General features: G+C 48.3%; 12 protein-coding genes. 1 reads left to right on the top strand and 11 read right to left on the bottom strand.

All coding sequences use genetic code 11. From position 1 onward, the window contains the following. Positions 1 to 207 precede the first annotated feature (207 nt). From DXT99_RS19160 to DXT99_RS19140, 6 genes are all read right to left on the bottom strand, one after another. Complete coding sequence (locus DXT99_RS19160; RefSeq protein WP_246000858.1) at positions 208 to 2556, bottom strand: TonB-dependent receptor plug domain-containing protein; 2349 nt, start codon at positions 2554 to 2556, stop codon at positions 208 to 210. A gap of 231 nt (positions 2557 to 2787) precedes the next feature. Beyond that, positions 2788 to 2988, bottom strand: a complete 201-nt coding sequence (locus tag DXT99_RS26860; protein ID WP_147294254.1) for a hypothetical protein — start codon at positions 2986 to 2988, stop codon at positions 2788 to 2790. Between the two features lie 125 nt (positions 2989 to 3113). Next, positions 3114 to 3932, bottom strand: a complete 819-nt coding sequence (locus tag DXT99_RS19155; protein ID WP_115567202.1) for an HAD-IIA family hydrolase — start codon at positions 3930 to 3932, stop codon at positions 3114 to 3116. A gap of 248 nt (positions 3933 to 4180) precedes the next feature. Beyond that, positions 4181 to 4618 carry a hypothetical protein gene (locus DXT99_RS19150; protein WP_246000857.1) on the bottom strand — a complete coding sequence of 146 codons (438 nt, stop codon included), beginning with the start codon at positions 4616 to 4618 and terminating at the stop codon, positions 4181 to 4183. Between the two features lie 40 nt (positions 4619 to 4658). After that, on the bottom strand, positions 4659 to 6128 hold the full coding sequence (locus tag DXT99_RS19145; RefSeq protein ID WP_115567201.1) for a SusD/RagB family nutrient-binding outer membrane lipoprotein: 1470 nt from the start codon (positions 6126 to 6128) through the stop codon (positions 4659 to 4661). Positions 6129 to 6171: 43 nt separating this feature from the next. Beyond that, positions 6172 to 9330, bottom strand: a complete 3159-nt coding sequence (locus tag DXT99_RS19140) for a SusC/RagA family TonB-linked outer membrane protein (RefSeq protein WP_115567200.1) — start codon at positions 9328 to 9330, stop codon at positions 6172 to 6174. Between the two features lie 541 nt (positions 9331 to 9871). Here DXT99_RS19140 and DXT99_RS19135 point away from each other — a divergent pair. Further along, a complete protein-coding gene (locus DXT99_RS19135; protein ID WP_181885180.1) occupies positions 9872 to 10840 on the top strand; it encodes a Hint domain-containing protein in 969 nt (322 codons plus the stop codon). A 447-nt stretch (positions 10841 to 11287) separates the two neighbouring features. Here DXT99_RS19135 and DXT99_RS19130 read toward each other — a convergent pair whose 3' ends face one another. From DXT99_RS19130 to DXT99_RS19110, 5 genes are all read right to left on the bottom strand, one after another. Further along, positions 11288 to 12445, bottom strand: coding sequence for a pyridoxal phosphate-dependent aminotransferase (locus DXT99_RS19130; protein ID WP_115567198.1), 1158 nt, complete (start codon positions 12443 to 12445; stop codon positions 11288 to 11290). Between the two features lie 119 nt (positions 12446 to 12564). Further along, a complete protein-coding gene (locus DXT99_RS19125) occupies positions 12565 to 14154 on the bottom strand; it encodes a flavin monoamine oxidase family protein (RefSeq protein ID WP_246000856.1) in 1590 nt (529 codons plus the stop codon). A gap of 340 nt (positions 14155 to 14494) precedes the next feature. Continuing rightward, a complete protein-coding gene (locus DXT99_RS19120) occupies positions 14495 to 17707 on the bottom strand; it encodes a WD40/YVTN/BNR-like repeat-containing protein (protein ID WP_246000855.1) in 3213 nt (1070 codons plus the stop codon). Between the two features lie 214 nt (positions 17708 to 17921). After that, positions 17922 to 19367: a SusD/RagB family nutrient-binding outer membrane lipoprotein gene (locus DXT99_RS19115; protein WP_115567196.1), complete on the bottom strand. Its 1446-nt coding sequence runs from the start codon at positions 19365 to 19367 to the stop codon at positions 17922 to 17924. Between the two features lie 16 nt (positions 19368 to 19383). Further along, positions 19384 to 22611, bottom strand: a complete 3228-nt coding sequence (locus DXT99_RS19110) for a SusC/RagA family TonB-linked outer membrane protein (protein WP_115567195.1) — start codon at positions 22609 to 22611, stop codon at positions 19384 to 19386. Positions 22612 to 22939: the final 328 nt, after the last annotated feature.

The following is a 22939-nucleotide window of genomic DNA, read 5'->3' as shown; positions in this document are numbered from 1 at the left end:
TGGACATGTGCTTGGATTTTACAGGACATCATTCTTTTGCGCCAGGCTCCCCGGCGAATGATTCAGCATTTTTACTAGTATCTCCCTTCAATCAAATATAACAACTCCTCAGCATTTAGCTATGTGACTTCATGCCAACATAAAAACCTGCTGTGTAACCAAGCAGTGGCTGCCAGAGAAAGTCTCCAGTAAAGCATTGCAATGCCATCAGAGCGTTGCCCGTAAGGCAACAATAAAATTTCTGCCGGGGGCAACGATGCCGGAGGAGTAAGGTCTGTAACGCTGGTCGGTTATATTCTCCACTCCTACGCTTAGCATCAGGTAATCCGTAAGCTTGTAAAGTGCTTTAAAATTCAGCGTAATCCAGGAAGGGCTGTAAGGCTTTCCGTTTTCGTCTGTGGCATACATATACGCTTTCTCTTGTTCTTCCGGTGCAAGCGCAGCATTGCTGACCTCGCCATTGTAAACAGCATATACATCTGCTTTGAACCTGTTCCGGGTATAGGTGAGGTGGGTTGCTCCGAAGAAAGGAGAAGCATGGCGCAAAGGAGCTGTACTTCCATCCTCTAGTTCCTCTTCACCTTTCTGGTAATTAAAGCGGCTGGAAAGCCCTAGTCCCACCGGAAGCTTCACTTCGGCACCTGCCTGAATTCCCCAGACATTTGCATGGGCCGCATTCTGAATAGCCTGCACCTGGCTTAGCTCACCGTCGTACAGAATGCTGCCCTGGCCATTTAAGGTAAAATCGCGTCTTACCAGCGCATCATCTAAATAAGTATAGAAAGCCGTGGCATCCAGTTTCAAGAAGTCGCCGTAGGTTTTTGCAATACCGAAATCAACATTATAGGCATACTCTGATTTTAAATCCGGATTAGGAATAACCACTGATCCCGGACTGGAATCAAACACTTTTCCTACATCATCTACATTAGGCGAACGAAACCCGGTTGACAGGTTTGTACTGAACTGCAGTGTAGGGGAAGCGCTATACACTACACCTGCGCTACCGGTTAATGCTCCTGCATTTATAGCTGCTGAGGTAAACGGAAATGGATAGAAGGTATCATCAAACGCAGCATTCAGCAGGAAATGGTTGTAGCGCACACCCGTTTGCACGCTTAGCTTTTCACTGGCTTTGTGCTGATACGTCAGGAAGGCAGCATACGAGCTCCAGTCAGCGCCGTCGGGGTAACGGGCAGGACCAGGCACAACACTTCCGGAACGTACATCCTCATCCTCTCCGGTGGAGTGCACTTTGTTATAAATGGCTTCTGCACCATAAAAAAGTAGGTGTTTTTCCCCCAGCGACTTTTCAAAGTCCAGAGTAGCAGAGAGGGCGTTTACTTTTTCAGTTCTGTTAAACCTGATAGCGTCGTCGAAATCTCTGTCGTGCCTGCTTTCCTTGAAAAACTGCTGTGCCAGGTTTATGCTCAGTTTATCAAAGGCTTTGCTTTCTGAAGTATGTGTTGCGCGCAGGTTGTTCATCAGCCATACCTGTGGCCCGTAATACCACTCAGCCGATCGCAGGTTTTCGCTTCTTTGCCTGATCAGCCGGTCATATCGGGGAGTGTTGAAAGTAGTGGAGTAGTGAAAGCCATAGTTAAAGTCCCAGTTGCCGTGTGGCTTAAACCGGATTTTCTGCATCAGGTTGAACTGGCTATAACCCGTGGGCACCTGCACGAGCGGGTCGGCGTTAGGTACTATTTCATCCTGCCCGTTGATGCTTTCCACATAGGCTGGCCGGAGATACTCCTCCAGGCCGTTAGCACCCATCCTCAGATCATCAAAATCTGTATAAGTGGCGCTGGTTACAAAGGCCCATTTCTCCAGCCCGATGTTAAGGTCAAAATGCCCCGTTTTCTCCGCATTGGCAGATGACCACCTGGCAACAGCATTTCCGTTAATTTGCGCTTTCTCCCCCGAAGACAGTTTGGGCTCAATGGTATAAAAACTCATCACGCCGGCTATGGCATCGCTGCCATAGATAACCGATCCGGGACCAAACAGCACTTCAGTTCTTTCTACGGCGAAGGGGTCTATCGAAATAACATTTTGCAGGTTGCCGCTTCGGAAAATAGCGTTGTTCATTCTAACGCCGTCTACTGTCAGCAATACCTTGTTGGTGGCAAACCCGCGTATCATAGGGCTGCCGCCACCAAGCTGGCTTTTCTGAATATACACTTCGCCTGATTGACCTAAAAGGTCAGCAGCCGTTTGCGGGTTTTGGAGCATTACCTCTTTTGAGCTGATGGTGAGCACCCTGTTTGGCACCTCCCTTTTCTCCTGCTGCCAGCGTGTGGCCGAAATAACAACGGCATTCAGCGTAACATTGCTTTCGGTTAAGAATACCTTAAACTGTCTCTCCCTGAGCTGCGCATAGGTATAGGCCTTACTTTTATATCCCACAGAATGCATATATAAACTATCTGCTTCCTGAAAGGCGGCTATATCTGCTTTTCCCTTTGCATCAGTGATTGCTGTTAGCTGGGGGCTCTTACTAAGGATTGTCACCATTTGAAGCGGCTGGTGTGTTACCTGGTCTTTTATCGTCAGCATTTGGGCCTGTGATGAAGTTGCCAGCACGAGCATAAAGATTAACCCCAGGTACTTGTGATACACACGGCAATTACGAAGGCTAGCAAATAACCTTTCTTTCTTTATTTGGGTCGCTTGAAAGATAGTCACAGAAACTATGTAAAAACCCAAAGATAAATAAAGGTGCAACCACTTCCTTAACAACGACTTCTTTTCGTAGCGGCTTGTTGGTAGCGAACTATGCCAAAGGCTTTACGCTGCCGTTCGGGATAGTACCAAGGCTGAGGTTAGACATGGGACTATACTGCCTGGTATGCAATACTTCTTGGCTGGGAGTGGCCGTTCCTGGCCGGTGCAGGTCATCTCCACGAGTGCGTTGTGCACAGGCAGGCGAAGGTGATAAGCCAGGTTCGGGCTGGCACCTATTGCAACCACAGTGCCTCCTGCCTCCATAGGGCTTCTTAATTGTGGAATAGACTTATCGGCAGGCCCAGCGAAGTTCAATTCATAAGAGCGCACATTGTCTTACCTGCTGATTAAGATATCCGAAGCTAGAAAGCAGGCATCTTGAAAAGACACTACAACCCAGAAGGAACGTATTCATTCTGCCTGTGCAGCACGCTGTTAAACAGTTCCTCCGTGAGCAGATCGTTGACTGATTTGATGATGAAGTCCGGGGAATAGGCGTACTGCGTGAGATGCTTTTCTTTTGTTACGCCAGATAAAGTGAGCACTGTTGTAAAACCCATGGAGCCCGCACCCAATATATCGGTACTCATGGTGTCTCCAATCATGATGGTTTCAGCGGTGGTGAGCTGCAGCGTTTTTCTGGCCATGCGCATCATAACAGGACTCGGCTTACCCACACTAAACGCCTGTTTGCCTGTTGCAAACTCCAGCATGGCGACAAAAGCGCCACATCCCGCCCTGTACTTTCCGTTTCCGACCGGGCAGTTGGGTTCCAGGTTCGTAGCAATCAACTTTGCGCCATTCATCACCATGTTAATTGCCTTGTCCACCGACTCCAGCATAATAGTTCTGCCTTCACCGATAATGACATAGTCTGGGTTATCGTCCACGATAGAATAACCGACTTTATGCAACTCATTCAATAGTCCGCCTTCCCCGATAACGTAGGCAGTACCACTTGGCTTTTTAGAAGCAAGAAACCTGGCTGTCGCCATCCCACAGGTAAAAATATCTTCATCGTCCACGTTAAACCCCAATTGCCGGAGTTTATAACACACATCCCGGCTTGTCCGCTGGCTGTTGTTGGTTAGAAACAGGAAAGGATAATTTTCACCCCGTAGTTTATCTATAAACTCTACTGCGCCGGGTATGGGCTCCTTTCCCTTGTATATCACCCCATCCATGTCTATTAAGAATCCCTTTTTCATTCCTTTAAGATTAAATTTTACTTATTGATGGCTGCCTGGCGAAACAATCGCTTTTTCAGCAGCCTTGTCACTTTCCAGGTTAAGAGGAGCTGCTCGCTCCTTCATTTGAATTGTTTGATGTTGTTATGTTGCGACAGGAAACAGAACCTACCCCTGGAGCCTCACACCAGGGCGGAAAACGCCATACGCCGGAGGAGCCTGGGGTAGGTTACCATCATCAGACATTTATCTAAACTCAGAGGAGTTCATTATTTGACCTGCACCTGCGACAGCTTTGTGAATGCCTGGCCTTTGTGGGTCCCGGACCACTCCAACCGAACAGCATTGCCTGGCTGGGGAGAGGGAAAGCCTAATTCGGCCCAAGTTTTTGTCAGATTCACTTTTCCTGCGGCGTCAGTTGTCAGCACACCCATTTCCATACCATTCGCCAGTATGGCAAGGGGAAAATTCGAGAGCGGTATAGAGTCTATTCCTACCGTGTGGTCCAGAATACCGCTCTTATCTAACTCAAAAACAGTGGCCGTCACGCTTACTGGTTCAGTTGCTTGGAAAGACGCTCCTTCTACAGTAATCAGCACAGGCGATGCCACCCGGTCTACGACCATATCCTCTTCTTCACAACCCATCAGGAAAAAGCTCAGGAAGAACAGCCTGGTAAATGTTTTAATGATATCGTTAACTTTCATCTCTTCTAATTTTAGGTTTATACTCAGTACATCCGGCTACTTATTCAGCCCACCACATCGCTGTTTTCTTATCGTCTGCTCCACCATTCAGCTTAATCCCTTCCTCCAGTTGCACGGCATTCAAAGAATACTCTGAGCCAGGATATTGCAGGCGCGTCGGCAGAATGCCATCGTTCATAAAAATGGCTCTGGTGTCAGGCGCTGGTAGCGCAGGGTAACCTGTCCGGCGGTATTCAGTCCAGGCTTCTACACCCTGGCCAAATAAAGCAATCCACTTTTGGGTGATGATGTTTTCTTTAGTAGCCGGGCCAGCGGCAGCCAGATAACCTTCTGGCATGCTTAGCCCATACTGCTCAAAAGAGGCAGCAATGGCTTGCTCATAATACTCCTGTGCGTCGCCGGTTATATCACCATCCAGGGCGGCTTCAGCCAATACAAAAAGCAACTCTGAATATGTCATCACGACACTGGGCGTAGTTGGCTCGGTAAAATAAGAACCTAGTTTGGCGCTGCCCGCGAGATAGGTCGTGGCAATGGCATCCGGCAAACCGTTGGGTACGCCAACATACTGGCCATCCACTGCTTCTCCATAAACAGCCAGACGCGGATCATTGAGAGCCTGGAGCTTGTCTACCAGGGTTTTGCTCAGGTTCCAGTCTGTACGGCCTCCCTGCACCATCACCTCATGCCATTCGTTATTGCTCGGCCTGACGTTGGAGTGCTCCAGAACAGCATAGTCGCTGTTGCTCTCAAATATCGGGTATGTCGCCGGGTCACCTAGTATTTCAGCCATCACAGCCCTTGATTCGGCAGGCTTTTTGGCAGCCTGCCGGTTAGCCAATTTTAGCCGCAGCGAGTTGGCAAACTTCTTCCAGCGGAGAATATCTCCATCGAACAGGATGTCGCCGGAAATCGCCGGGCCGCCCACTACCAGTTTCTCATTCGCCAGTTTCAGGTCGTTGAGCAAACCCGCATACACAGCTTCCTGCGAATCATAAGCAGGGGTATAGACAGGCGTTTCTGCCGTGCCTTGCAGGGCCTGGCTATAGGGTACAGCCCCATACAAATCTGTGAGCAGCGAAAAAACCCAGGAACGCATCACCAGCCCGACTCCCTCGTAATTGGTGTTCGGCAAGGCACCGTCAGGGCCCGACTGTACGATAATGCGCTGAAAGTTTAGCTGCGCATCGTTATAAAAGCCCTGCCAGTTATTTGTGTAATAAGCCGGACTCATGTTGTAGTTGTCGCCCTCGTCGGAATAGATGTTGCGGGCCAGGTACTGCACCCACAGCATGCCACCGTCCAGGTTAATGCGCTCAAAACGACTGCGGTGTCCCCAGAAGCGATCGACGCTTGACTCTATACCGGCAGGCAAAAGCACTGCCGAACTGACCATATTCGGTTTGTTGGGGCTGATGTTCATTTGCTCAAAGTCTTCTGTACAGGCACTTGCCACAAAGACCCCGGCCGTTACACATACCGCTTTGATTAGTGTGTTATATATCTTCATATCTCTGATTCTGATGAAAAATAAAATTTAAACATGCGCCTCACTAGAACTTCACATCCAGGTTTACTCCAAGGCTTCTGCTGTTCGGCAGCTGGCCGTAAGTAAAGCCCTGCGCATTGCCGCCCTGCGAGTCTATTTCCGGGTCAATGTGCGGATTGTTCCTGAAGAGAATTGCCAGGTTGCGGCCTACAAAGGATATCCTGGCCGACTGGGCTTTGATTTTGCTTGTCAGGAAAGTGGGTATCTCATAACCGAGGCTTACTTCCCGTAGCTTCACATAAGTGGCATCAATAATGGCGGACTCATGGTAGGTGCGGGGGTTGTTGTAGCTGTAGAAAAGCTTGGCATCCACTATCACATCGTTGGGCACATACACAGGGGCTTCCTCCGACCCCACGTTCTTCACCCCTTTCCCAATAACGCCCTCTTCACGGCCTACTGCTGTTTCGGCATACTGACCTGTCCAACGGGCCGTTCCGGTTCCCTCATCAAAAATATCCCCGCCCGCTCTAACATCAACCAAAGCACTTAAGGTGATTCCTTTAAAGGAAAGCGTGTTAGACATGCCGCCTATCCAGTCGGGTTGGATATTGCCCAATACCTGCTGCCCTGAAGCTACCTGAGGCCGGCCATCCTTGAAAACAAGATCTCCCTCCGGTGATCGCTGGAAAGCGGTGCCGTAGAAGGTGCCGTACGGCTGCCCCACCCGCGCTTCCGAAGACATGCCGCGGGTAGCGTGAAGGGTATATGTTGTCAGCCCCTCGGCCAGCTCCACTACCATACTGCGGTTGCGGGCATAATTTAAAGACACATCCCACTGCAGGCCATTGCCCAACTGAACGGGCGTGCCCGATACCATTACCTCCACCCCTTTGTTTGTCACTTCTCCTGCATTCAGGAAGCGGCGGTTGTAGCCGCTTGCTTTGGATATCTCTACCCCCAAAATCTGATCCTCCGTATTTTGGCTGTAGTAGGTGGCGTCCAGGCCAATCCTCCCATCCAGGAACCGCAGATCAAATCCGAACTCTTGACCGGTTGTTATCTCCGGCTTCAGGTTGGCATTGTTGATGTCCGTGCTTTCGCCGAAGGCAGGCAAAGACCCGTCCCATGGCGTCTGCGCATTGTAAAGCTGGTAGAGTTGGTAAGGGTCCGCATCGTTTCCTACCTGTGCCCAGCTTGCCCTCACTTTAGCAAAAGAAAGCAGGTTGCTGTTCAGGTTCAGCAGGTCTGTTACCACCGCACTCACCGACACAGAAGGATAGAAAAAGGAGTTGTTGCTTGCCGGAAGCGTGCTCGACCAGTCGTTGCGTCCGGTCACATCCAGGAACAGGGCATCGCGGAAACTAAACTGGGCTGCCCCAAAAAGGCTCTGCACGTTAAACTCTTCGATGGCACTTTGGTTTGTGTTCGGAACGGCATTGTTGTCAAGCGTATACAAGCCGTCGATGACCAGCTGCGTGACAGCAGCATAGTTACGCTTGAAGTAGTTGCTGCGGTACACGCCACCTGCCTGCGCGTTAAAAGAAAAGTCGGGCGTAATGTCCTGCTTGTAGCTTAGGATGGCGTCATGGTTTGACTCCTGGTTACGGATTACTTCTTCGCTGTAGGCCCCATATAAAGGATTGCCGTTCGATACCCGTTCCCATGCGTTTACATTGATGCGGGTGTCAGTCCAGAAGTCAGTACCGCTTCTGACCATCAGGCTCAGTTTGTCATTAAAGTCATAGGTTAAGGACGCATTTCCCCGTAGCCTGTCCTTAGCATTGCCATAAGTAAGGAACTCCTGCGAGTAGAACGGGTTTGTGAAATAGGTGTGCTGCCAGTTGGGAGGCAAATTGTCCGATGACCGCTGGATGTGCACATCCTCATAATCACGCCAGTTCTTTAGCCGCTCCCACGACACATGCCGGTGCGACCAGATAAACTGCTGGCCCGACTGGTAAGAACGGTTATCCGAGCCCGACTCTACGTATTCGCCACTCACTACTGCTTTCAGCTTAGGGGTAAGGTTGTAGGCAGAGTTAATGCTGAAGTTATTGCGCTTGAAGTCGTTGTTATACATAATCCCTTTCTGGTCTAAGCGGCCAACAGACAGGCGGAAACTGCCTTTGTCGTTGCCACCTGTAAGCGCCACTGAGTTGAAGAAGGTCTGGCCTGTATCCCAGAACTCGTCCCAGTTATCCGGTTGGGGTGTTAAAGGGGCTACGTCAGTTCCTGTCCACCACTGCCGCACCAGGCGTCCGTCCATCGGCGCGCCCCAGCTTTCATCTGTGCCTGCCGTACCGCTTAGCGGCGCATTGGGGCCGTAGGCATCACGGTACTGGTCTATCTCCAGCGGGTCTGTGATGGCACCGCTTCTGCCATTGGTATACCAGGTGCGGTATCCGTTGCCACCACCATAAATATTCTGGAAGTCCGGCTTCACCAAAGGCCTTTCAAAAGTGGCGCTGGAGCTTATTTCTACTCCTATTCCCAGGGTGCCCGAACCGTTTTTAGTTGTAATTAGGATAACCCCGTTGGCAGCCCGCGAACCGTAAAGGGCTGCGGCGTTTGGACCTTTCAGGATAGACATGGAAGCAATGTTATCCGGGTTAATTTCCGAGATACCGCCACCATACCGGTTGTCGTTTGATTGCTGCAGGGGTACACCATCTACTACTACCAGGGGTTGGTTGTTTCGGCTAACGGAGCCCATGCCCCGGATAATAATATTGGAACTGCTGCCCGGGCCACCGTTGCTGCTCACCTGCACCCCCGCCACGCGGCCAGACAGGTTATTCACCACATTAGCTGTTTTTACCTCGGTCAACTCTTCCCCGCTTACTTCCTGCATGGTATAACCCAGCGCCTTTTTCTCCCTTTCGATACCAAAGGCCGTGACCACCACTTCAGAAAGCTGCCTGGAATCAGGCGCCATTACAACATTATAAGCCGCCTGGTTACCAATAGGTACCTCCTGCGCCAGCATGCCAATAAACGAGAAGACAAGGGTGCTACCCTCCTCAGGAACAGAGAGGTTGAATTCCCCTTCTATACCTGTGACTATTCCTTTTGTAGTTCCTTTCAGAACAACACTTACACCGGGTAGCGGCAGGTCATCTTCCTGCGAAGTCACCGTACCGGAAACCATTCTACTTTGTGCTACTGCATAGCTGCTATGCAGTAGCCAAATAACCATTACAGCTAGTAAAGTTTTGTTCATACGTGGTAAAATTTAAAGTGGAAAAGAAAATATATCCAGAGCAACAAACAGGTAAGCGCAGGGGAGTCAGAAGCTTTCTTATATAAATTATCCTATTTATATAATGTAATATTTTTGATTGTTGTTGTATCAATATTAAACGAACAAATCAACAAATGCAAATTAATATTTGAATTATTTTTAACTAATAATACGTATTTATAAAAATTTGTTAATTATTAACTTATATAATTGATTAATAAATAATAAAACAACATGTTGCTTAAGACAACAAAGCGATCACTTACATTTTATAATGATTAATCAATTACCCCCTATTTAAAAAGGGGCACTTACTATTAAATTATTTAAAACTTGAACAAACACCTTAAATATTCATACCCTATATTGCTAGTTATTAAAAATTTATCACTATAATTGATATAAATACATCTACAATATTATATTAATCTAAATGAAGGAAGTTATGAGATCTAAAATTCACAAACTTGTTTATTTTATATTGTTGCTATTCAAAAGGCTTTACGCTTGTATTTGTCTTATGGCAATTGGACTTACCATCCTGACTGCACCTAGCAGTTATGGGCAGAATGAGCCGGCTTCGCTCACAATGGAGGATTATAAGAAGTTCTCATCCTATAATATTGACAGCCCGGAGGAAGACACTTATATAAAGTTTGAAAATACCTATGTGTTGGATCGGGAGGCAAAGCCTTATGTATTCAACTACAGCGATGGTGTTGAAAGAAGGATTTATGTATATAAGATGCTGAAAGGAGCAAACAGAGATGAGGTTGGCACGATGGCCATGTATGCTGCACCGAAAAGCGGCAAGACTATCAAGGTCTGCATTCCGGGAGCCGGGGCTGACAAAAAGGTTTGGGACTATTATATAGATGAACTGAAGCTGAATGGCGAGCAGGAACAGGGTTTCCTGTCTACACTGGCATTTGTCCTCTCCAGAGAATACTCCCGCGAACACGCCAACGCAGGCAAAGGCACCAGCACTGCGGCAAAAGAAAACGCCGACTATGACTTCTGCTTTCCGGCAGGGGCTCTTGTAGCTTTAGCGGACGGCACTGCCAAACCCATTGAGCAGGTGAAGGCAGGGGATAAATTACTTGCGTTTAATTCAGTTTCGCAAGGCACCCACGAGACAACTGTAACAGGAGTACAGGCACACCACAAAGAAGAAGGCTTTCAAATTACCAAACTGGTGCTGTTGCCAACAGAGGAACTTTTCGCGTCCGCCAGCGCCTGGACACCATCAGCCCCTATCGAACTGGAAGCGACAGGCAACCACCCGGTTTACACAAAAGAAGGCAAAAAAGAGATGCGCCAGGTAAAGGAAGGCGACATCCTGTACCACTTCGACAGCGCGATTCATGGGTTCAGGGAATACAGAGTAACCGCGAAAGTGCAGCAACAGCAACTGGTAAAGCAGGTTTACAACCTGGAAACAGCCGCTGGCAATTACCTTGTGAACGGCACTGTGGTGTTGGACAAGTAATATAATTCTATTCAGAAAAAAGGAGCCAAACCTGAAACAAAGGGGTCGCGGGCGTAATTTCACCCGCGGCCCCTTTGTTTTTAAGCAGAATCACCCTCCTTTTATTTAGGGCTAGCGCAGTTTTTAACACAAGCAACCTCCTGCTCTTACCATTCGTTGGCACACACGCTGCTATATCCAAAACATTTATTACCAAAACTACGGCAGCAAGAGACTAGGCAAGAGGGAGAACCTCAACCATACACCCTGTGTTACTAAGACAACACAAAGTGAGTGTGCACTCAAAAATTCACAATCTTTTCCCCTAAAAACATAGCGTATTTGTTTCCTGTTTAGGAAGTCTTGATAATGAGAAAGCCCTTTCCTAATCAAAAGGAAAGGGCTTTACAAGTACTCCCAAAAAATTATTCAAAAACAGGTAAGCTATAATCTATGTACTATTACTGGTTAAGATATTTGTTTGAAGGCGTCGGCAAACAGCTTCATATCCTCCATAGTGCCCAGACTTACCCGGCACCACTGCTGATCATAGAACTCCCAGTTCCGTAGCCCCACACCTCGCTTCAGCATCTCCTCACTAAACTTTTTACCGTTCATCTTCAGCGGGAACATGATAAAATTCGTGTGGGAAGGCAGGTAAGCGTATCCTTCTTTTTTAAGCACACTGTAAGTATAGTCTTTCGCCTCCTTGTTTTTCTGGACACAGTACTTCGTAAATTCCTTGTCCTGCAGGCTGGCAAGAGCCGCACTGGCGGAGGTAGCACTCACATTGAAGGCCCCGTTGGTATACTTGCTGAGCTCTTTTATAACTTCAGGCTGTGCAATAGCATAGCCCACACGAAGCCCGGCAAAGCCGTGCACCTTAGAAAAAGTGCGGGCTATAATCACGTTCTGGCCTTTTCGCACACAGTCTACCATGCTCTGCCCCTTCGGATCGTCCACATAATCTATATAAGCTTCATCAATAAAAATCGGCTTTCGCCTGGATACCACCTCACAGAAAGAGCGGAGTTTATCTGATGGTGTAATAGTGGCAGTGGGGTTATTAGGGTTCACGATATACACAAGGCTGATGTCATCGTTCACCTTCTTCTCCATGGCGTCCAGGTCGTGGGCGTAGTCCTTGGTGAGCGGCACCTTTTCCCAGCCAGCGCCGACATCCACGGCCGAGCGCACCAGCGACGCATAGGTAGGGTCGGCAGACAGGATAGCGCCGCCCTTGCTGGCGTAATTAAGGGCAGCAGCTAAAAGTATGTCGCTGGAGCCCGCGCCCAGCATCACGTGCTCTTCTGACACTCCCTCCTCTTTGGCAATAGCAGAACGCAGGCTCATAATGCGCTCCCGTGCATAGCGGTTACCCTCATTGACGGCTTCTAGAAGTGCTTTTTTAGCTTTATCGGAGGGCCCAAACGGATTCTCGTTGGAGGTAAGCCTCGCCTGCATTCTCGGCAGGTCGGCCAGAATCTTGTGCATGTCCGCTCTTGGAGGAACAAGTAAGGAGGCCGGAGCTGCTTTCGCCAGGTTAGGCAAACCAACTGCGTATAAGCCTGCTGCGATCAGTGCACTAGACCTGATCCAATCTCTTCTGTTTAATTCTGTTGCCATGTTCGTAAAGATTTAAGATTCATAAAATCTGTTGAAATGTAAATAAGTATAGAGGACAGTGAATCGGCCTGGCTAGCAAGCAGTGGAGAGCAATTGATACTGTATATGCGTTCTGTGTTTTAGCCTTTATGCTTTACCTCTACCTGCTGCGTATGCATCACACGCTCATGCAGATCACGCACCGAGCGCCTGGCTGACTCAAAGGCGCCGGCCATCCAGGCCGTGAGGTAAGTGGTGTGTTCCCCGGCAAAATAAACCGGGCCGTCAGGCTGCAGAAGTGCCGGATAAAAGCGCTCCCTGCTCTCTGAGGTGTAAGTGGCAAAAGCACCCTGGCTGTACCTGATCTTGTGCCAGGCAAGAGAGAAAGATGACTCAAACTCTTTCATATACTGTGGGTGAATTTTGCTTCCCTGCTCCAGTGCCAGCTTCTCACGTTCAGCATGTGATAGGTTACCTACTTTAACTGCTTTGTCGCCGAAGTTATAGTAGCCTACCAGTGTGCCTTTTTTTGACAGGAAACCGTTGGAAGGGTAGAAGATCTGGTGAATGTCCATGTTGGTGCGGGAGATGCCGCCATATACATGATCGTCCTCTTCCCAGAAACGCCGCTTAAACTGCAGTCCTATTTTACCTGCCTCATAATAAGAGACATTATCAACAGCGCGCAGAACAGCAGAAGAAAAGTCTGATTTAATAGTAGAAAGCACGGGCAGCGGAATGGTACAGATACAGAAATCGCCTTCCAATTCTTTGTTCTTGCCTGTACTGTCGGCATATACCACGCGAGCCCCTTCGGTTGTTTTCCTGATCTCGCGCACTTCCGCTTTGTACTGGATGTCCTTTCCTACCTTGCGCTCAAAGGCTTTGGTTATCATATCCATGCCGCCTACAGGCTGCAGCATCGTCATTTGCTGCTCGTATATATAGTCGCCGATGTTATAGAAGGAATGCCCGATTAAGCCAGACCGAATGATTTCTGAAAGTTCGTAGGGGTCGGCCAGTTTGCCTGGGGCGTCTCCTGCACCCGGTGGGGTAATGTAGCCGCGGCGCGGAGTTCCTTTGTATAGCTTGTCCGGGTCCAGTTCCCCTTCTGAGCGCAGGTATTCAATCAGTATCTCTTTGTCTTCAACCGTCATGGGTTTATCCAGTGCATCCTGGTCTACAGCCTTCGCAAGCAACTCACTGGTGTAGCCCCGCATGTCGTTGTGTATCTCCCGTATCCGGATGCGCTTGTTGGCAAGAGCCCCCTGCCCATCGTTGTAAATAAAGCCTGCTTCGTTTATGTTGTTGTAGGTCTCCAACTGCACGCCTAGTTCCCGGCAATAATGCATAGAGAGTTCATGGTGATGCGGTATGCGGGCGGCTCCAGCGTTAAAGTACATCCCCTCATCGAACTTTGCCCGCTGCTCCACACCATCCAGTTCGGTTTCCCTGGTGTTATTCCTAACCGTCCAGATGCGCCCCCCGGAACGGTCCCTGGCTTCAAGAATGGTGCATTTATAGCCTAGCTTTTTAAGCTCATAGGCAGCGGCCATGCCAGCCAGCCCCGCACCCAGTATGATAACATGTTTTCCGGTACCCTTTCCTTCCAGATTAAATGCCTCTGCCGGTGCAGCTTTTAAAAGCCCTAAAGCCATCATGGCCGGATAACTTGAACCGGCTAACAGAGAGGCTTTCGATATAAAGTCGCGACGTGATATACCTGCCATAAACAATTGTGATATGAATGAAACTGCTTAAAAATTCTTAAAACCAGAAAGTGATTAAGAACTTATCAATTAATTAAACTTTATATTGAAATATAGTCAACAATAATGACTTATTAAAAACAATTTAATAATTATTGGAATTAATTAGTGTGTTGATGCTCCAGTGGAGTTTAAGGATGGTAGATTGCTCCCGCTGCAACTTGTTTCTTTGTATTACAGTATGAAGTTGCTTGCTGCCGTTCCTACACAGCGCCCTGTTCTAAGAAAACTGGAACGGCAGCAAGCAACTCCATACTTATTCTTAGCTCCATACCGCTACCGCCACCTTTCATCAGAGGCACTACTTCATACTTGTTTGTTCTAAAGAAGTATATTCCTTTACAATATTCAGGGGCGTAGACTGAACTTGCTTCCGATATCCAGCCCATTGCTCGCTGAAAAAACTATCTATTTGATTAAGTGCACGTTGTGTTAGCGCTTCAGCTTGTTTTATGAGCTGCATCTCGGTCTGCGTTGGCACTTCATCGCGCCGACTTACATACGAACTCGCCTCCTGCAGCTTTAGCATGGGTGTCAGCATATACGGCCGTCCCAGGCCCTGCTTCTCACTCTTTTTCCCTACTATCATTTCTGTTAAAGATTTAAGTGAGTCTTGCATGGCTAAAGTAGTTTTCCGGAGGTCATCATACTCTTTTCCTTTTCTGTTTTTTAATTGCCCTATCACCACATTAATCGCTTCGGTAGCCTCCACAATTCTATCGGAAGCCGCTGTAAGCCGGGCAACATGTTGACTGATTTGCTCTTGTAGTGCATACCGGGCTACAGCAGCTTCTTTATTAAATGGCAAGCGTGGGTCAGGATTCACATTGACAAAGGTGGAATCTTTTGCTCCTGCATAACTGAAAACCACTTTATAGCGCCCCGGTAGCACCGTGCTTCCTTTTGGCTCTGCATTCGCCCTCCTGGTTATCATCCCGTTAGGCAATCTGGTGCCTTTTTCAGTTAAGTCCCAGTTCAATAGCTGCACCCCCATCAGTGAATCAGGCACCTGCTTTAACAAACGTATATGCTTGTTTGCCCCATTGTAGATATTCACATAAAGCGTATCAGCAGCAGCTTTATCTGTTGCCGTTTTGGTTTCTGTTCCACCACTAGTTGCAGTGACAGTTTTTTTAGTCTTCTTAGAGGCGCCACTAGCTTTTAGGCTTACAACACTCTGACCAGGCCTGATGTAGTAGGTCAGGTTTGCACCTGCAAGACGGTTAGCGGCCTGATACATGGCCTCTGTGTCCTTTCCATACCCTTGCGGGCCCCGGTAAGTAGCCAGGTAAGCATCGGATGGTTCGAAGGCTACTAATTGCTTTTCAAGCACTTCCCCACCAGCAGCCGCTACCTTGCGCAACGGGCGGATGTTTTCTAAAACGTAGATAGACCTACCGAAGGTGCCAATTACAAGATCCGCTTCACGCTCCTGAATCGCCAGGTCCATCACTGGCACTGCAGCAGGTATACCCTGGCTCCACTTTGCCCAGTTTTTTCCCGCGTCTGTACTAACCCATAACCCATTTTCTGTGCCGGCAAACATCAGGCGTGGCTCAACAGGATCCTGTATAAAAGAGAGGGCATAGCCATTTGCTTTCTTCTCGTCTACTAAACGACTCCAGGTTTTACCATAATCGGTTGTCCGGTAAATGTAGGGGGCAAAATCGGTGCCCATACGGTAAAGGTTAGCAACCACAAAAGCCTCTCCCGCATTGTGGCGCGATGCAGTGATTTGCGCGATCCAGGCTTCTTTCGGGAGGCCGGGAATACGACTACTCTGGTTTGCCCAGGTTTTACCTCCATCGCGCGTCAGTTGCACATTCCCGTCATCTGTGCCCACCCATATTACTCCCTCTTGCAAAGTGCTAGGGGCAATGGTGAGAATGGTGTTGTGGTTTTCTGCATTTGTAGCATCAAGCGTAAGGCCACCACTTTCATCCTGCTTATGATGCTCCGGATTGTTCAGCGTCAGGTCACCTGAAATAGTCTCCCAACTCATTCCTTTGTCTGTGGATTTATGCACAAACTGGCTACCGGCATATAGGGTGTTTTTATCGAAAGGATCCAGGGCAATGCCTGTATTCCAGTTAAAGCGCACCCGGGTATTTAAATCTGCAACTGTTGGCTTCACAAAAGATGCCCCTCCCGTTTCTTTATCATAGCGCACAATGTTACCACCCTGCGACATGGCATACCCATAACGCGCGTCTTCAGGGTCAGGCACCACATCAAAACCATCTGCCAGGATCAATGCCTGCCAGTGAGAGTTGCGGATTCCTCCGTTGTAAAAGGTATAGGCAGGACCTGTCCAGGAGCCATTGTCCTGTAAGCCGCCATAAATATTGTAAGGCACTTCATTATCAACATTTACATGATAAAACTGCCCTACCGGAATTCCTTCCGGATTCAGCCATGTTTTACCGTGATCCCGGCTTATTGCCAGGCCTCCATCATTCCCATCAATTATCAGACTTGGGTTTTCTGGGTGTATCCAGAAAGACTGGTGATCTGAATGCACCTGATCAGGAGAAGCCAACACGTTGAAGGTCTTCCCTCCATCCTCGCTGTAAGATAGCGGGGCACTGAGTTTGTAAATGCGGTTTTCGTTTTTAGAATCAACGTAAATCTCATTATAGTAGAAAGGCCTGTCTGTCGCAATAGAAGGTTCGTCTGTTATCAAAGTCCATTTCTCCCCTCCGTCATCAGAACGGTAGAAGCCATTCTTAGAGGCTTCCACCATGGCATAAATCCGGTTAGGCATGCTGCGGCTTATCGCTACACCAATGCGGCCCATGTCTCCTTTAGGCAAACCATCTGCCTCTCCTTTTTCCTTCCATGTTTTGCCGCCATCATACGTTATGTACAAGCCCGAACCCGGACCACCTGAAGTAAAGTCCCATGGAGTACGACGGTGCTGCCACATGGCCACCACCAGTTTGCTGGGGTTGACAGGGTCCATCACCATATCAGCCACTCCTGATTTTTCATTTGTATAGAGAATTTGTTCCCACGTTTTCCCGCCATCGGTTGTTTTAAAAACGCCCCGCTCCTTGTGCTCGCCCCACGGCAGCCCAATAACACCGGCATACACCACATCCGGGTTCTGAGGGTTTACCAGGACACGGTGAATGTTGTGTGTTTTCTCCAGCCCCACATGCTTCCAGCTCTTTCCGCCGTCCACACTCTTGTAAATACCGTTCCCCATGTTCACCGAGTTGCGGGGGTTTCCCTCTCCCGTGCCTGCCCATACCACACTTGGGTTACTTTGCTGAATGGCAATGGAACCTATGTTGATGTTTGACTGCTCGTCAAATACAGGCACCCATGATGCTCCACCGTTTTCGCTTTTCCACATGCCACCAGAAGCGGCACCCACATACATGATATCCGGATTGCTGACAACAGCATCGATAGCCGTTATGCGGCCGCCCATTACCGCCGGGCCAACACTACGCGCCTTCATATGTTTGAAAACAGACGTTGGCAACTGCTGTGCATGGCCTGCAGCCATACTTAACATTGTTGCTAAAATGAGATGGGGTATCTTTTTATACATATTATCAGGAAGACTAAAATCAAAGTAACTTTTCGGACACAATTTATAGGACTGGCTTCTGCGTAAGGCCAGCGTGACAGTGGAGTCAGAAGGAATAGAAAAGACATTGGGTAATTGGCTTTACCCAATGTCTTTTCATGAATTTTAAAGTAAAATCCCCATACCTATCTTATTCATAGATAGGTAACTTTGAGAAGATGCCAGGAACTACTGTTGGAGCATTGCTATTAGAGTTAAGCTCATTCTGTGGGTATATAAAGCGCCATGGCAACTCAGTACCTGCGTTTGGTGATAAACCTACTTCGTACACTTCTCCCCGTGTTCGGCGCTCGTCATTCCACCCTAAGTGCGTGCCATAGAAAGTAACATAGCGCTCCTGAATAATCTCTCTTAACAAGGCATCCTCCTGCGAAATGCCGTCCTGGTTCTCTATTCCTCCTGCAGCGAAATCAGCCGCTTCATAAGGTTCATATTTAGAGGCAGCAGTCGTTTGATAGGTAGGGTCAACGTAACCTCCTGCACTCAGGAAATTCCGGTAGCTGTTCAGGTACTCCAGTGCCTGCTCAACTCCCATACCCGATCTTAATGCAGTTTCAGCCAGTGTAAGAATGTTTTCCTGGTAAGTTACCATAGGAAAACGGGCATCCATGGCAAAAAATCCTCTGGCTGTAGCAGTACTAGAGGTGTTAGGTTCAGCAACACCTGATGTGTTTACACCAACAGGCCTGTAGTAGAACAGAAACCGGGCAGACTCGTCTGTCTTTGCGTTGCCCCGGTAGGTGCTGCTGGCAGGATCAAGTAAGTTAACATTGTATGCACTGGCAGCGGAAATATCACCCGGCCTTGTCTGCGTCAGAAATGCATAAAACTGGTTTTGGTTTATATTGGCGATTTGGCCATGCGGAGCATACAAGGAGTTGGCATACGTACTGATACCATTTTCTGCGGCGGTATAGGCAGCCGCATATTGCTCTGTGTCTGTCAGCAGACGGGCTTTCAGCGTATAGGCTGTCTGGATCCACTTAGTGGCATCGCCGCCAAAATGAATATCTTCTGCACCAACGGTACCAATCCCCGTTTCCAAATCAGCAATAGCCTCGTCCAGCAAAGCCAGGAGCTTTGTGTACACATCCGCCTGGCTTTCGAACATCGGGTTAGGGTACTCCTGTATTTGACCGGCCTGTTCCAGGGGGATATCCCCCCACAGTTGAGTGGCTGTTGCCAGTGAATTTGCCATCACAATTTTGGCGATACCAGCCATTTTCCTGTTGTTCAGCATCATTGCTTTATCAATGGTGATGCGGGCATTGTTGACAGTGCCCCTGAACACGTTGTTCCACTCCGAATCAAAGTTACCAGAGGTAATGTTATAGTTGGCATAGTCGCGCCATTGGCGGTCGTGGCCTGTAGCATAGCCACTCCAGATCGACACTAACAGGCTTGCTATTCCTTCCTGCACCACCACGTTCGACAGTTGCGTTCCTGTAAGTATCAGGTTAGCAGGCGCGTCAGTAGGGTTGTTGGGGTCAACGTTCAGGTCTTCTACAATCTTCTCACAAGAGAAAAGGCTCAAACCTAACATCAAAACGGCAACTGGTTTATATATCTTTTTCATTTCTTCTTTTTAGATATTAGTAATTGAATCTAAGGCTGAACACTAAAGACTTGGTGTTCGGGCTGTTAAAATAGTCCTGCCCTCTCGAATTGCCCACACCATTCAAATTGGTCTCCGGATCGATGCCTTGAATATTCGTCCACAGAATCGGATTGCGGGCTGTAACTGTGAAGTCAATAGACTGTAGCTTTGTTTTCTCACGGAAACCCGCTGAACTTAAAGAGTAACCTACCGAAAGCTCCCGAAGGCGTGTCCAGCTGGCATCACTTACAAACTGCTCTACCAGTGTACTAAAGCCACCACCAATGGACGTGTAGTAAGACTGATCCAACAGCACCGGGCCTGCACCAAAATCCTGTATATTTCCACGGACGGTACTACCGGCCGGAATAACGTTCCCCGCATAGTTTACCAGGTCCTCCGTGAGGGTTACCTCATTCGCCACATCAGCATGCCTGCCAAAGTTGTACAATACACCTCTTGTTCCCTCGTACATGTCGCCTCCCTGAGACGTTTCGAAAAGCACATTCAATGAAAACTTCTTATAAGTTAAGTTTGTACCGAAACCTCCCCGCCAATCCGGGTTCGGATCGCCAAGTACCTCGAACGTAGGCGCAACCTGTGGAAAGCCGTTGGCATTCAGGTTCAGCGAGCCGTTTTCGTTGCGCAGGTATGCCCCGCCATACAAAGAGGAAAGCGAGTATCCTACTTTCGCAACGGTACTGGCGGTGGTGCTGAAACCACCCAGTGTAATGATATCAGTACCGGCCAGGTCAGTTACTTGGTTCTTGTTACGACTGGCATTCGCGAAAATATTCCAGCCAAAGCTTTCGCTTTGCACTAAGTTATAGTTCAAATCCAGCTCCAGGCCTTTATTCTCCATTGTGCCGGCATTGGTATAGCGTTGCGTAAAACCAGTTGAAGCAGCTGTAGAAACATCTAACAACAGGTCTTCTATCTGGTTTTGATAATAGGTAAAGCCAAGGGATAGTTTGTTGTTGAGGAAGCGTAGGTCTGTACCCACTTCCCACTCCGTTTTCTGCTCAGGCCTAAGCTCCGGATCGCCCTGGCGGGAACTTTGCACGAAAGCACCACCGTATCCGGCACCGCTTAAGCCACTCGACCAGTCGCTGAAGGAGGCATCCACAAAGGTGGTGGTGTTCCTGTAGGGCTCTGGCTGTATACCCACTATACCGTAAGAGGCACGCAGCTTGCCAAAGGACAAGAAACTGTTTTCACTTAAAGCATCCAGCTCCGTAAACTGCCAGGCCACATCCGCTGAAGGATAGTAAAAGGTTGATCTGGACGTGCTGCCGAACGTTGAACCGGCTTCGCCAGCGGCAGAAACATTCAGGTACAATTGATTATAAAAGCCCAGGTTTACAGTTGAGTACAAACGGGCCATACGGCGGTTTGATCTGTTATTGAACGGCTCGTTGTTTGTGCGGGTGGAGTTTACAAAGTTCAGAGGCGCATCCGCAATAACATAATTTGTCATGCTGCCACCCAGCCTGTAATACTTCCGGTCGTTTACGTTAAACCCGACAATCAATGTACTTGTAATGTTAGAACCAAAGTCTTTGGTGGCACGGCCAATCAGGTCAAAGTTCATTTCGTTTTCCTTGTACATCTCCTCTGTAAAGTTGCCCAGCCCGTTGGCACTGGCAGACCACATCGGGAAGTCGGTAATACGCTGATCCGTATAGCTGTCTACTCCACCACGCGCTGTAACATCAAACCAGTTTGTCGGACTGATAACCAGCTCCGAGCTGACGATAAAGCGGTCTACCTCCGAAAAATTCGTAAGTTCGTTGATGGCCCAAAGCGCACTGTTATAGATGGGATTAGGATTAGCCCCTAAATAGTTACGGTAAGCACGCTGACGGTTGGGGATTGCACTGGCTGTAGGAGAAGCATAATAATCACCTATGTAAGCCCGGCTATCGAAGTCGGCCGGAGTACGAAGCATGGCAATATAAAGTCCGTTTACGCTGTTACTGCGCTGTACTCTGTTGGATGTTGATCTGACGTAGTTGGCATTCACAGAAGCCCTTACAATCTCGTTGAACTGGCGCTGCGTGTTAAAGCGGACAGAGCTTCTTTTATAGTCACTTGTTCCGTTCAGAATACCTTCCTGTCGTAAGTCGCCAAGGCTGAGGTAGAAATTCCCCTGATCGTTTCCGCCGCTCAAGCTCAAATTATTGTCCAGGTAAGTTCCGGTTCTGAACACAGCCTCTTCTAACGACTCCTGGTAAGTCTCTGTGGAATTCTTTTGCAGAATCGGATAGATAGTCTGGCCGTTGTAAGCTTCAAAGCGCGCTCCGCTCATATCCACTACATCTTCTCCACCGGAACGTGCAGCAATCTTGTCTCCCCAGGAGTTGGCTGCAGTTGGGCTGTACACACCATTCGAGCCCTGCCCATATATGTTCTGGAGGGGATGCAACCGGTTGGGGCGATCAAAGGATAAGGTAGAGTTAAACGACAGGCTCATTTTTCCTTCAGCACCCTTTTTCGTTGTAATGACAATCACACCGTTGGCAGCCCTGGATCCCCAAAGCGCAGCCGCGGAGGCTCCCTTTAAAACCTGCATAGACGCAATATCCTCCGGGTTAAGGTCATTTAAGCGTGACTGCTGTGTGACGCCTGCCGCTTCACTACCCAGCGTAGAGTTACTGATAGGGATGCCGTCCACAATAACCAGCGGCTGGTTTGACCCTGTAATGGTGTTTTGCCCACGTATTTGTATGGTAGACCCGGCACCAGGATCACCGGCTGATTTAGTGATTTGAACACCGGACGCCCGCCCGGAGATGCCATTAATAACTCCTGTCTCTCCCCCACGCTTTAAAGCAGCGGCCTCTACCACAGAAGCTGTTGAGCCCTGTTTGTCTTTGTCCACTTTAAAGCCCAGCGCCGTCACCACCACTTCGGAGAGTTGCCTGGAGTCAACCGCCATCTTAACATCATAGGCTGCCCGGTTGCTGATAGGCACCTCCTGCGCCAGCATACCAATAAATGAAAAGACAAGTGTACCACCTTCTTCGGGTACTGAGAGACTGAAATCACCTTCCACGCCCGTGACCGTTCCTTTAGTAGTTCCTTTTAGAACAACACTCACACCAGGTAGCGGCAGGTCATCCTCCTGTGATATTACCGTACCGGAAACCATTCTACTTTGTGCTACTGCATAGCTGCTATGCAGTAGCCATATAACCATTACAGCTAGTAAAGTTTTGTTCATAATTGGTAAAAATTTTAAAGTGGAAAAGATAAAATATCTAAGAGCAATTGATAGACAAGCACAGAGGAGTCAAGTATGCGCTACAGGAATTATCCTAAACTACCCGCAACACCTTTTGTGTACTACTTTATCAATATTAGCACATGCTTAGAACATATGCAAGTGTAATATTTAATAAATTCTTATTTAAATTGTAAATAAGTTATCATTTTAATATTGTTTGACTACTTACTTTGTAAATAATTAAATTTTAAAACCATTAATGTTAATCAAAAACAAAATATTTATAAAAAATGGTGATTACCCAATCACTGCTTAATATAAGAGA

Origin of the sequence: Pontibacter diazotrophicus, from assembly GCF_003367245.1 — a bacterium.
GTDB classification, from domain to species: Bacteria; Bacteroidota; Bacteroidia; order Cytophagales; family Hymenobacteraceae; genus Pontibacter; species Pontibacter diazotrophicus.
This window is presented reverse-complemented; position numbering and strand designations above follow the sequence as displayed.

Coding starts and splice junctions, on each gene's coding strand:
- DXT99_RS19160 (WP_246000858.1), bottom strand. CDS start 2,556: ATGCTGACGATAAAAGACCAGGTAACACACCAGCCGCTTCAAATGGTG.
- DXT99_RS26860 (WP_147294254.1), bottom strand. CDS start 2,988: ATGGAGGCAGGAGGCACTGTGGTTGCAATAGGTGCCAGCCCGAACCTG.
- DXT99_RS19155 (WP_115567202.1), bottom strand. CDS start 3,932: ATGAAAAAGGGATTCTTAATAGACATGGATGGGGTGATATACAAGGGA.
- DXT99_RS19150 (WP_246000857.1), bottom strand. CDS start 4,618: ATGAAAGTTAACGATATCATTAAAACATTTACCAGGCTGTTCTTCCTG.
- DXT99_RS19145 (WP_115567201.1), bottom strand. CDS start 6,128: ATGAAGATATATAACACACTAATCAAAGCGGTATGTGTAACGGCCGGG.
- DXT99_RS19140 (WP_115567200.1), bottom strand. CDS start 9,330: ATGAACAAAACTTTACTAGCTGTAATGGTTATTTGGCTACTGCATAGC.
- DXT99_RS19135 (WP_181885180.1), top strand. CDS start 9,872: ATGGCAATTGGACTTACCATCCTGACTGCACCTAGCAGTTATGGGCAG.
- DXT99_RS19130 (WP_115567198.1), bottom strand. CDS start 12,445: ATGGCAACAGAATTAAACAGAAGAGATTGGATCAGGTCTAGTGCACTG.
- DXT99_RS19125 (WP_246000856.1), bottom strand. CDS start 14,154: ATGGCAGGTATATCACGTCGCGACTTTATATCGAAAGCCTCTCTGTTA.
- DXT99_RS19120 (WP_246000855.1), bottom strand. CDS start 17,707: ATGGCTGCAGGCCATGCACAGCAGTTGCCAACGTCTGTTTTCAAACAT.
- DXT99_RS19115 (WP_115567196.1), bottom strand. CDS start 19,367: ATGAAAAAGATATATAAACCAGTTGCCGTTTTGATGTTAGGTTTGAGC.
- DXT99_RS19110 (WP_115567195.1), bottom strand. CDS start 22,611: ATGAACAAAACTTTACTAGCTGTAATGGTTATATGGCTACTGCATAGC.